The organism is Jeotgalibacillus sp. R-1-5s-1 (assembly GCF_004405105.1).
Classification (GTDB): Bacteria; Bacillota; Bacilli; order Bacillales; family Jeotgalibacillaceae; genus Jeotgalibacillus.
In genome coordinates, this window is sequence record NZ_SORW01000046.1 from 81400 (window position 1) to 93276 (window position 11877).

Sequence of the window (11877 nt, forward strand, 5' to 3'; positions counted from 1 at the left end):
TATGCAGGTTGAAGTGAAACATTAACTTCATTGCCATCTTTCAGCAATTCCAGATACAATGACAATAAGTTCAAATTCGTTTTCAGGACAAAAATTCTCTGAATGAAAAGGAGCTTACATGAACATCTATCTGTATTGGCTCATTCAATTATCCTGGGGATTACTGATTAATTTAGCTGGGCTCCTGATCGCAGCCGTTTTAGTCTGCAGAGGTAACAAGCCGAAGAGATTTCACCATGCGGTTTATTTCGAGTTCGGCGAAAAATGGGGTGGCGTGAACTTTGGCGGATTCTTCTTCGTTCAAAAAAATGCACATCACCGACTTAAATCACACGAATATGGCCACAGCTTTCAAAACCTGTTATTAGGTCCCATGATGCCTTTTGCCGTCAACATCCCTTCAGCAGTCCGCTATCATTACAGAAAATATCAACTAAGCAAAGGACACACACTGAAACCGTACGATGATTTCTGGTGTGAAGGCTGGGCAACGAGGCTCGGGGAAAAGCATTGCAAATAAGGTAGAGAAAGGGTCTGTCCCTGAGGTCTACGGTAGACCTCAGGGACAGACCCCTTCTCTGCCTTTTTTAAAAAATCGCCAATCATTAAGACCAGCGTTTTTTCAGAAAAGTTATGTATGAAATGCTTCCTTCTACTTCTATTATAATCCCAATCCCACTTAAATAACAGACTACTCTTTTCCGCATAACTCCCCTATACTGTTCATACAAATCCGAATTCCCAGGGGGGCGTTAGTGTATGCAGGATAAAAAAGCAGTACTGGATCAGGGTCCATTCTTTCATGGTACGAAGGCAAAATTAAAAATTGGTGACTTGCTTGAACCGCAGCATTTGTCCAATTACCAGAATAAAAAATCCAATCATATTTATTTCACAGCGACGCTTGAAGCAGCGAAATGGGGAGCTGAACTCGCAAAAGGCGATTTGCAGGAAAGAATTTATATCGTCGAGCCTACAGGGGATTTTGAAAATGACCCGAACCTTACCGATAAAAGGTTCCCGGGAAACCCCACACGATCGTACCGGTCACGAGCACCCTTAAAAATAATCGCAGAGCTTGGCGTCTGGGAAAGGCACTCTGATGAACAAATTAATCAGATGCATGCATCACTTAAGACATTACGTGATGAGGGGAAAGATGTCATGCTGGATTAGGGAGAAAAGGGACAGATTCTTTCTCGACCTTTTATCCCCTAGTCATCTGTCACTAATTTTCCAAAAACAAACCAATTTATTCTATCATTTCATTATTTTTTCATGTTAAGATAATAGAATCATGATAAATGTACTCTATTAATTAACAGGGAGTTTTGCTTTTTGTATCGTCGAATGCTGTTTATTTTAAGTCTGTTTTTGTTGCTAAGTGCCTGTGCTGCTGGAACCATTTATTTTAATGCTGCTGGTCCTGACAGTCTGAATAATAATAAAAATGATACTGTTGATCATGCTGATACTATTGAAGGATCAGCAGAAAATACAAGTTCGACTCAAACTGCTCATTTTACAGCAGTTGGCGATTTACTGGTCGAACGCCCGATTTTATATGATGCTATGCAAAAGGACGGTTCTTTCAATTTTGATCCTCTTATGTCTAATGTAAGGAATCTGATTGAAAAAGGAGACTTTGCCTACGCTAATCAGGAAACACCGATTACAGGCTCCGAATTTGGTCTTGGTGATGGAAACTTTGTCTTTAATAATCCTTATGAGCTTGGTCATTATTATTATGAAACCGGCTTTAATATGCTTCAGCTGGTCAATAACCACACACTCGACATGGGATATAGCGGACTGGAGCGAAATATAGCCTTTTGGGAAGAGAACTATCCAGATGTTTTACTCAGCGGAGCCCATCTATCTTCTGAAGAACGTCAAACGATTCCGATCATTGAAAAAGAAGGCATATCCATTGCACTCATTTCAAGCACATACAGCTCCAATCTTCCAGTTGAACGTCCATACTCTGTCAATATCTTTACAGATAATGAAGAACAGCTTTTAGACGATGTAGCCCGTGCCGATAAAATGGCTGACCTTGTTGTCGTGGGAATGCACTGGGGTCAGGAGTATCAACAGCCTGTGGAAGCACAGGAAAAACTCGCTCAGAGCCTTGTACAAAATGGTGCCGATATCATTCTCGGACACCATCCGCATGTGCTTCAGCCTATCGAATGGATCGAAGGACCTGAGAATCAACGTGCGCTGGTTGCCTATTCGCTCGGGAATTTCATCTCCGGTCCTTTTGACGATCGTGTGCCCCACCTTGATTGCGAAAGGCTTACAGGCACCATGATCGGATTTGATCTGACTAAAGAAAACGAGCAGGTGCAAATCGACTCTGTCTATGCTGTCCCTACATTCACTTCTTTTTCTGAAGACTACACAAACTATCAAATTCTTCCATTAAGCGATTTTGAGCAAGATGACTTCAGATGGTGCAACCTTGAAACCCATAAAAACAATGTGATCGAAACACTTTCTGAAAGAATGAGTGATATTGAGATTAGAATGGGTGAAATGGAGAACAAATAAGCTGAACCATGACGGTTTCAGAAAAAACAAAAACCACTGCAATTGAACAGTGGTTTTTTGCTTTTAGAAGTTCTTGATGATAGACAGTTGAAAACTCTCAGTATTATTGATAAAGGTGGTCGAGAAAAGTCTCAAGTTTAGTCAGGTCAGTCAAATGTTCATTGCATAACTGACTATCTTTACAAATATAATTCCCTCTGCTCACATACGTCTCTTTCCCGCTTTTCACCTTCGTCACAAACAAGGCGACTTCTCCAAGCTGGTTACATATACTGCAGATTCCTTTATTGTTGCTGTTGTTAAAGTGGCCTGAGATACCCTTTAACTTACCCTGATACTCAACGATTAAATGCTGCTTATGGGCGCGAGTATCGAACCATCCTAAATAAGAATGCCTTTGGAAATCAAACTCATCCAGATCAGGCACCTGCAGCTTCTTCGCTTTTGGGAACAATTTCTCGACTGTTTTCTTCGTCACTTGTCGAAACGGAATCACATAATCACGCTTCAACTCACTCAGAAAAGCCCTGGCCTCTGCCTCATCATTCAAGTCAACGATCCGGTTCAACAGCTTTTCCTGCTCTTCTGTCAGATCAGGAACCGTCTCTCTTACTTTTGCCATCGCATGAAGTTTTACCCCATCCCGTGTATCCTGATGATTTACAGTATGCTGAGTATGCACAATAAAGTAGACTTGCCTTGCAATAAAATTATATTGGTCATTTCGAATAAACATTTTTTCAGTTTTTTTGTATGCATCCATTTTCTATTCGCTCCTTATCTTTTAAATCATGATAGATAAGTGCAAAACCTGAATAGAAAGATACATTGGCTGGCGATTAACAATCTTAACCCCACGCAAAGTATCGCCCCTTATTCAGGCTTTGCATGAGCTGGTACCAATGCTGACGCATGATTATTCATCACAACTATCATCTGATATCACCTCCAACTACAGCGTATACACAATCGAGATTTATCGCAAGACCTAAAAAGAAGTCCGCTTAGCCTGTCAACTTGAAATCCACATCAAAGTCATAGTTTAGAGAAAGGGTCTGTCCCTGAAGTCTACGTTTTACATCGCACTTTGAACTTTATCCAGGTTAACGAACCTTCTTAGAATTTCATCCGCACCCCAGTAAATCACTGAACCTGCAGCTGCACACATAAAGATCAGCTTTCCTCCTTCTGACCAGTACTGAGAGAAAGAAGTATAGTAGAACGAATAAATGATGAATGTAAAAAGCACACCAAAAGTCAAATGGACCGCGAAAGCATAAATGGCTCTGGGAACCAGCTGAAAGCGGTTTAACACGATATCTGACACGAATGAAATCAACATCCCGTAAAACAGAACGCACGGTGCAGCGAAGATTCCTACGAACCAAAACCAGCCCCAGAACCCGCCTGCTGGATCAGTGCTATATTGTAAAAAGGCCAAACCAAGCATAAGTAAGAAGCTAGTGATAAAAAACCCAATGATTTTCCTTAAAATCATAAACCGTCTGGCACCTCCGGATATTCACTTTACAATTAAAACTGTTAATTTCATTCTCTTTGTTTTCCGGGAATTCCTCTTATCCATAGTACTTTTTTAGAAAACACACACTTCTATCCTTCCACCTGCTGATCCCCATCATCATCCACCCTCGTATCCTCATCTGTCTCCATGCACTCCAGCCAGTCATCTGCTTTCAGTTTGTCAACAAACGCACGGCTGCCACCGATCATGGTGAAGTCCAAATCAACGTCACTGTAAAAACACCAGCTGCGATCCTCAGGCCAAATATAACTCGGGGTAAACTTAACCTCATCCATCATGAGAAACTGCTTCACTTCTTCAATCCGTCCACGATATAGCTTGCTGTAGTAATCCGACGTCTTTAAAAGATGATAGTAAAAGTAGCAGTCTATCTCTCCCGAATGAAGCTTGATTATATTAATCACACGATTGAGTGACTTATAATCCAGTAGACCGGGGTCTCCTCCCATTAAATAACGGGGATGTCCGCCAAGCTTCTTTGCAATCGATGGCAGTCCAAGTTCCTTTGTTTCCTTTAATCCGTATTTCACCGCAAGCTCCCGAAGCCTGATCCGTTCTCCCGGCTGCAGGTAACCATTATCAACCCCTGCTTCCATCCAGGTGATCGTGTCATTTGGCGCATTGAGTTCCCGCCGAATCGGATGAATGATTTTACAGTAAGCCTCAAAAACAGGTGGAATTAAATTGTTAAAACGACAGCCATTCCAAACTTCAGGCAGAGGAATCTTTTGACCCTCTATCCAGCTAAATTCTTTCATGTCAGCTAATTTCTCAATTACATCCTCCTTTGATTGCGTAGAGTTGGGGTCTGTCCCTCAAGTCTAAGCTGGACTTTGAACGATTCCAGATTTACTAATTACTGTTATAATGATTATACAATTCAGGGGGTATCGAATGAATCTATCAGAGGCATTTATTTTAAATAAAATGAAGCAATTTAATATAACCGGAGCGGGAATTGCTGTCATTAAAGATGGAAAACTTGCAGATACACATTGTTTTGGCTTGCTGGAAGCAGGAACGACTGAACTGGTAGATCGGCACTCTATCTTCAATGCATGTTCAATCAGTAAATTTGTAACAGCCATTGTTGTGATGAAGTTCGTTTCTCAGGGAGATCTTGATTTAGATGAGGATATTAGCAGAAAGCTTGTTTCATGGACCTTACCTGTAAATGAATATAAGACGACGCACAAGGTGACACTGCGTCATTTACTAAGCCATCACTCCGGAATTCTGGACCCCGAGGGCAGTTTTGATGCGCTTCATTCCCAAAATGACGGGCCGAATATGGTGGACTTACTGGAAGGCAACACACCTTATTGTCGGGAATCTATTGCAGTGAAAAAGGAGCCGGGAAGTGAATTTCATTATTCTGATGCGGGTTATTGTGTGGTCCAGCAGCTGATAGAAGATATTGCGGGGAAACCTTTTGAAAAGGCTGTGAATGATCTTATATTTGAACCCTTACATATGGACAACAGTACTTTCAGTCAATCGTTTCCTAACGGTAAAAACTTTACTGCCGGACACGACAAAGAGGGTAATGTCATTCCCGGAAAATATCCTATCTATCCATATGCCGCAGCATCCGGACTTTGGACAACGCCATCTGATTTAGCAAGGCTTGTCATTGAGTTAATGGATGCTTTGGATCATAACAGCAAAATCGGTCTAACCTCTGACGCCGCTAAAACCCTGCTAAGTCCTCAAGGAACAGCAGCCTGGGCAGGACTTGGAATATTTTTAGACGGCGCAGACCATGAAACTGAAATCTCCTCCCTCGGCTGGGGCATCGGTTACCAAAGCATGGTTGTGGCTCAACCCTATCTGAAAAAAGGTATCATCATCATGACAAACACCGATACAGGACTTCATCAGATGAAAGGATTTATCGGGGAGATTTACAGGTCATGGGCGTAGAGATCGAGTCAGTTTTACTTTACATATAATCGATCAAAGAGATGCGCCAAAAAAAGATATGCAATTTAAAAATACTCTTGATCATCTACCTGTCAAACCCCTTACCTGAATAGCCTGAGTCACCTTAATCATATTTTCTCCGAAAACATCATGACTACACATTAAGTTTCCAATTCAAATTTCGTTAATCATTTGGTTAAAATCAGATCAAATGGAGAACCTACTATTGAATGGAGGTGTTGATCATGACACATTTAAAATTATTTGCCTTAAAGTTTGTTGCGACTCTTATCGTCCTAGGTATCATCTTAAGCGCAGGGTTTGATGTATCATTTCAAAGCGTATTTTATATTACCCTTGTCTTAACTGTAGTTGCCTATCTGGTCGGCGATTTATTAATTTTGTCTAAAACGAATAACTCTGTAGCAACTTTTGCAGATTTCATTCTTGCCTTTGCAGTTATTTATTTTATGACAGATGCTCTGACCGTTGGTGATGATGTTTTAATGGCTACCGCAATATCAACAGTCTCACTGGTTATCTTTGAATACTTTTTCCACCAATCAGTCGCCAGAAGTTTAGATCATGAAAAAAAGACGAATAGCGCAGTCAATGAAAGAACGCATGTATCAAATCAATTTCAGACAGAGACTTCAACAGAATTGTATCCTACTGACACGGACAAAAAATAAAGAGACACCATGTCCTTCATAAACAGCTATCAGAAGTTTTATCATGTAAAAGAACTTTAATACAATGCCAAACCTTCAAAACCTGATGCTGCTTATGCTAAGAAACCCCAGTAGAAAATTAGTGGTAAGTACTGTGAGATGTCTGCCATGATGCAATATCTGTTTCAAGGTTGGAATTGTCGTACAGAAAACAAATCCAGAGTCCTTACTCTGGATTTTTTACTTATCACGCTTCCTAATAAGATCAAATGCACTTAATTGAAGACACAGTAGACTTTAGGGATAGACCCTTCCTCTACACTCCTCTACTCCTCCTGAAACAAATGGTGCAATATCCGGTCTTTGTCTTCAAAAAATTGTTTTGTAAGGGAGTAGTGCTGTGTTTCTTCTAACGCTGGTTCGCTGATTCCTTCCGGGGTGAGCTGAATGATTTTGGCTTGCGGATAGGACATGATAATCGGGGAATGGGTGGAGATGATGAATTGTGACCCCTGGTGAACCAGTTCGTTGATTCTGGTCAGCATCGACATCTGCCTTAATGGCGACAGGGCAGCTTCCGGCTCATCGATAATGTATAGACCTTTCCCCTGAAAACGTTCGATAAAAGCTGCGAAAAAGGACTCGCCATGAGACTGCTTATGCAGTGACTTCCCCCCATAGGAATCAATAATCCTCGGACCAAACGACTGTTCCCGATCTAAATGTTCAATATTCGTGGCAACGTTATAAAACGTTTCAGCCCGAAAGAAAAAGTGATCCTTCGCCCGGTTCACTCCTTTTTTCAAACGAAGATATTCATCCAGTTTCGAGTGTGAATCATAGCTTGAAAACCTGAAATTCAGCGAACCACCTTCAGGATTAAATCCAAAAGCAACCGCAATTCCTTCCAGCAACGTTGACTTCCCCATCCCATTTTCACCGACAATGAACGTCACGTTCGGGTGAAACAGTAACTCATCCAAATTCCGAATCACTGGCAGATTAAGCGGAAACTCACCAAAAGAAGAGATCTCATCACGCTTTAAGTAAACGGATCTTATATATTGAGAATCGTAACTTAGTTTTGTCATGAGTTCACCTCCAATTAATAGGCTAAACAAATTAGATTTTCAGAAGTATATTTAAGTCCTTATAAGAACCCACTTTATTAATTTTTACTTTCTTTAAAGCTTTGTCCAATTTACTTTTACTAAAGTGACAGTTTTTGAGAAGTATTAAGAAAATACTTATCCTCTCTTTAAATTTATTTCCTAAACGATTTCTAATTTTTATATGGATCAATATTTTTTCATAGTAAGTTAATTCTCGAACAACAATAAGCAAAGGTACATAGAATAGTAGCAAAAGTTCTAAAAACATCTTTTTCCAGAAAATACTTTGCATTATATCATTTATATTATTGAAAAAGAGATTAAATGAAAATACAATAACACTTATTACAATAAATGCTAATATCCAATTTAAAATTTTTTTTATCAGATTGAAGTTCGGATTATTGTCAGAAATAGCAATTAACATATTCAATACAAATATTATTAAGATTATTATTAATTCTAAGATTATATTAAAGGTATATTCATTTATTATAAAAAGTGGAATGATACTAAACTTTATAATCCCTTTAGCTATCTGAGTGATTTCAATTTGATCAAATTTTGTTGCGACTCTAAAAATCATTGGAAACAAAGCAAATATTAAAATTTTTGAATAATCCTTGATAAGCCCTATATTATTTATGAATTCTACCTTAATTAAAAGATAAAACATGCACACAATATAACTTAAAGAAAACAGCATTATTGGATGGAGGATTAGCTGGATTATTTGTTTTGGTAAACTTAAAAATGAGTTACTTTTCTTATTCTTATATAAAATAAATATAACTATTAAGAAAAACACAATCGTCCAAATGATAATTGCCCATTCTCTTGTATTGAATAATATTTTTCTCACCTCATTTTAAGATATTCTTCGTGTTATAAAATTTCATAAATGAATTAAAACAACGATTGATCACGTTCCAATTTATCAAATAAACAACACCCCAAACCCCTCAAAAATCTTCTCCGAAATATCCTCCGGACTATTCACTTCCAACAACGGAATCTCTATCGCCACTGCCTTTTCTAAACCCCAGTACTTTTCTTTACCTTTTTCATTAGTCTCGCTGAACCACTGCCCATCCTTTTTGTTAATTTTGAAGAATTTATCTATGCGGAACGGATCCCAGAATACCCAATGATCTGATGTAGATGGAGTCCTTGTCCAACTGGTATAATCGAATTTGTATTTAACGAGTGAAATAGCCGGGATATTTTCGCTGCCTTCGAGATCTACTTCAATTCCAAACACATCTCCGTTATTCATGTTAGGTAAATGACTTAGTGGTATGCCATCATCTTTTTGATACAATTTAATGAAATTACTGGTCAGCCAGCCTTCTGAGTGAGAGTCGGACTTCCAGCGTAAAAATCTAGGCGTCATCGAGATGAATCCCTGCTCCTCTCCCACTCTGTCCATTTCTGAAAACAGTACATTTAGATTTTTATACGTTTCCTGTAATACATGAACTGCATTTGAAATGTTTGATCCGATTTCAGCTCTTGATTTTGTAGACATAGTTTTTCTCCTTCTCAACATGTTCGGCAGGCCAGCTCCAATCCTTCTGTGTACTGACATTCCGTTCTATATGAAATGTATAATGATCCTTTGAAACAATTATGTCGGCCTTCGTGTACAACAGACCCCTAAACCTTTTTAGACCCTTTTTCAAAAGTAGATTTCTTAAATCTTCAATGATCAATTGCTGTCCCTGATTTAGTGGATCCAAATCCATCCGAGTCAGTGACTCATGAATATCCTCCCAATTTAAAAATCCAAACTTTACACCAGGAGCAATAATCGATCGATTTTCCATTGACTCTCTCACTTCTTTCATCATGGCAAAAGGAGCGAGGAAAATCAGATAAACGGGTCTTCCTTCAGAAACTCGCTCCAGCATCCTTGCGTAACGTGCCAGCTGATGGACACTGACTGTATGATCCACAGCACCCGTGTCCATTTCATCCTCTGATGAAATCCCACTCAAATACTTAACCTCAATACCAACCATCAGATCCTCAAAGGAAAGTAGTAAATCAATCTCCCCTTCAATATCACGGGGCCAGAAATTCCACACAGCCGGAAATCCTGTATAACGATTTAGGATTGCACGCCAAAAATCCTTCGGCTCATTTTCACTAAACTCAACCTGCTCTAAAAGATTTTTCATGCCCAGTTCAAACGGTAAATAACGCAGTGCACCAAAAAAATCCCCCGTCAGCTTGTCTTCCAACCGATCTGATAAATTGCTCCCGGATTGCGAAATTTTGTTATGAATCTCTGCTAACAAGAAGCCACCTCCTATGCAAAACAAGATTAAATCTACAAAAATAGCATTTTGAAAATATAACATTATTTTCTTATTATATCCGACTTTAGATTTATTTTGTGGTAAAATTTGATTAATACTTGTTGGTAATAGATTTACATATATACCTGCAGCAGTATTAATATATTTCAGGAGGAATGGATATGGAACAGTTTGCTGATCAAATCAAGATCATTGCAAAGAGGATTGAGAAAATCAAGGGCAATATCTCTACAGAAGAATCAACAAAAACGAGTTTAATTCTGCCTTTCTTTCAGGCTCTTGGCTACGACATTTTTGATCCGTCAGAATTCACACCTGAATTCATCGCGGATGTCGGAATTAAAAAAGGCGAAAAAGTAGACTATGCCATCATGAATGATGGTCAGCCTGTCATACTAATTGAAGCGAAGTCAGTCGCTGAAAAATTGTCCAAGCATGATTCCCAGCTATTCCGTTACTTTGGCACGACAGCTGCTAAGTTTGCCATTCTGACAAATGGTCTTATTTATCGTTTCTACACAGATTTAGAAGAACAGAACAAAATGGACTCTGCCCCTTTCTTTGAAATTAACCTGGAAGATCTAAAAGAACCCCACATCGTTGAGCTCGCAAAATTCCGCAAAGACAGCTTTGATCTTGAGAAAATCTTCACCACTGCTTCTGATCTGAAATATCTTAATAAAGTAAAATCATTTCTATACGAACAATGGGAAAATCCAACTGAGGATTTTATCAAATACATTGTTGGAGCAATATATGATGGGATGAAAACAAAAAACACACTTGAAAAATTCGAACCTATCATAAAGAAATCATTCAGCCAATTTATTAATGAGCAAGTAAATGAAAAATTAAGTAAAGCATTGAAATCTACGACAGCAACAGATCAGGCCAGTCAGGAAGCAGCTGTTACCGCATTGCCAGATCACTCACCAATCGACACTCCAACTGAACCACTCATTATAACAACTGAAGACGAGATTCAGGGCTATACAGTCGTCAAAGTGATCGCTAGCGAAGTCATTGACGCAGACCGTGTATTTTATCGTGACAATCAGAGTTATTTCAATGTACTTCTTGACGATAACATTCGTAAATGGATCGTCAGACTCGAACTCGACCGTGCTAAAAAGACAATCAGCTTTAATGATGAAGACAAAGCAAAGGTTCAGATCGAGAAGGTCACAGATGTGTTGAAATATAGAGACAGAATTTTAAATGTGATTCAGAAGTTTGAAGGGTAAAGAAAGATCTATTGAATTCATTTTCTAAGGGGACTTGTAATGGAAATCACTGATCAAATATCATCTATATTCAACGAGATAGGCATTAGAATCATTTATCTAGTGCTAGTAATAGGATTTGCATATGTAGTATCTTTTCTTTTATTAAAGCTTTTTAGAGCCCCTGCCTTATTATGCCGGTTAGTATCGGCTGTTGTAACTGGATTTATTGGATATCAATACTTTATAAATGTTTATTTGCCATCTTTACAGACAATCTAATTTGATGCAGTACTATTAAATGCTAAATGATCTTTTCAACACAGCTCAAAACCCCCGCTTTTCATCCAGGCAGGGGTTTTAATCATTCCATATTCAAAATACGTGTACCGCTAAACCAAGATTCCCAAATCCTTTTCGCCAATCGAATGATTCGGTATTTGCGTCCTCACGATTCGGTGTAACTGTATTTTTCTAATACCAATTGAAACACTTCTATTGAAATTAAATAATCAAATAAAGCGGGAATTG

13 protein-coding genes and 1 pseudogene are annotated in these 11877 nt (G+C 38.8%); 7 read left to right on the forward strand and 7 right to left on the reverse strand.

Translation table 11 applies throughout. The features are described from left to right. Nucleotides 1-118 precede the first annotated feature (118 nt). The 3 genes from E2491_RS14445 (at nt 119) to E2491_RS14455 (ending at nt 2553) form a co-directional block, all read left to right on the forward strand. The gene (locus E2491_RS14445; RefSeq protein ID WP_134376338.1) at nt 119-520 is read left to right on the forward strand and encodes a hypothetical protein; all 402 of its coding nucleotides are present in this window, start codon (nt 119-121) and stop codon (nt 518-520) included. 239 nt (nt 521-759) lie between these two features. After that, nucleotides 760-1176, forward strand: coding sequence for an NAD(+)--rifampin ADP-ribosyltransferase (gene arr / locus E2491_RS14450; RefSeq protein WP_134376339.1), 417 nt, complete (start codon nt 760-762; stop codon nt 1174-1176). A gap of 162 nt (nt 1177-1338) precedes the next feature. Next, entirely contained in the window at nt 1339-2553 is a 1215-nt protein-coding gene (locus tag E2491_RS14455; RefSeq protein WP_134376340.1) for a CapA family protein, read from the forward strand. 103 nt (nt 2554-2656) lie between these two features. On the opposite strand, the gene E2491_RS14460 is transcribed toward E2491_RS14455, so the two are convergent. From E2491_RS14460 to E2491_RS14470, 3 genes are all read right to left on the reverse strand, one after another. After that, the gene (locus tag E2491_RS14460; protein ID WP_134376341.1) at nt 2657-3316 is read right to left on the reverse strand and encodes a FusB/FusC family EF-G-binding protein; all 660 of its coding nucleotides are present in this window, start codon (nt 3314-3316) and stop codon (nt 2657-2659) included. A gap of 312 nt (nt 3317-3628) precedes the next feature. Then, a complete protein-coding gene (locus E2491_RS14465; protein WP_134376342.1) occupies nt 3629-4051 on the reverse strand; it encodes a hypothetical protein in 423 nt (140 codons plus the stop codon). 113 nt (nt 4052-4164) lie between these two features. After that, nucleotides 4165-4854 carry a hypothetical protein gene (locus E2491_RS14470; RefSeq protein WP_134376343.1) on the reverse strand — a complete coding sequence of 230 codons (690 nt, stop codon included), beginning with the start codon at nt 4852-4854 and terminating at the stop codon, nt 4165-4167. Nucleotides 4855-4990: 136 nt separating this feature from the next. Here E2491_RS14470 and E2491_RS14475 point away from each other — a divergent pair, with 136 nt between their 5' ends. From E2491_RS14475 to E2491_RS17850, 3 genes and pseudogenes are all read left to right on the forward strand, one after another. Next, nucleotides 4991-6019 carry a serine hydrolase domain-containing protein gene (locus tag E2491_RS14475; protein WP_244093971.1) on the forward strand — a complete coding sequence of 343 codons (1029 nt, stop codon included), beginning with the start codon at nt 4991-4993 and terminating at the stop codon, nt 6017-6019. Nucleotides 6020-6264: 245 nt separating this feature from the next. Beyond that, a complete protein-coding gene (locus tag E2491_RS14480; protein WP_134376344.1) occupies nt 6265-6711 on the forward strand; it encodes a YndM family protein in 447 nt (148 codons plus the stop codon). A gap of 9 nt (nt 6712-6720) precedes the next feature. Next, nucleotides 6721-6927 (forward strand): annotated as a pseudogene (locus E2491_RS17850) (manganese catalase family protein); the annotation flags it as partial. Between the two features lie 89 nt (nt 6928-7016). Here the strand turns inward: E2491_RS17850 and E2491_RS14490 are convergent. The 4 genes from E2491_RS14490 to E2491_RS17625 form a co-directional block, all read right to left on the reverse strand. Then, the gene (locus E2491_RS14490; RefSeq protein ID WP_134376345.1) at nt 7017-7781 is read right to left on the reverse strand and encodes an AAA family ATPase; all 765 of its coding nucleotides are present in this window, start codon (nt 7779-7781) and stop codon (nt 7017-7019) included. Nucleotides 7782-7812: 31 nt separating this feature from the next. Further along, nucleotides 7813-8664, reverse strand: a complete 852-nt coding sequence (locus tag E2491_RS14495; RefSeq protein WP_134376346.1) for a hypothetical protein — start codon at nt 8662-8664, stop codon at nt 7813-7815. A 75-nt stretch (nt 8665-8739) separates the two neighbouring features. Then, nucleotides 8740-9330 (reverse strand): hypothetical protein, encoded by a 591-nt coding sequence (locus tag E2491_RS14500; RefSeq protein WP_134376347.1) that lies wholly within the window; start codon nt 9328-9330, stop codon nt 8740-8742. Next, a complete protein-coding gene (locus E2491_RS17625) occupies nt 9308-10102 on the reverse strand; it encodes a hypothetical protein (RefSeq protein ID WP_208528081.1) in 795 nt (264 codons plus the stop codon). The genes E2491_RS14500 and E2491_RS17625 overlap by 23 nt, the downstream gene beginning before the upstream one ends. Nucleotides 10103-10278: 176 nt before the next feature. On the opposite strand from E2491_RS17625, the gene E2491_RS14510 reads away from it, so the two are divergent. Then, nucleotides 10279-11367 (forward strand): type I restriction endonuclease, encoded by a 1089-nt coding sequence (locus E2491_RS14510; protein ID WP_371414488.1) that lies wholly within the window; start codon nt 10279-10281, stop codon nt 11365-11367. Nucleotides 11368-11877 lie beyond the last annotated feature (510 nt).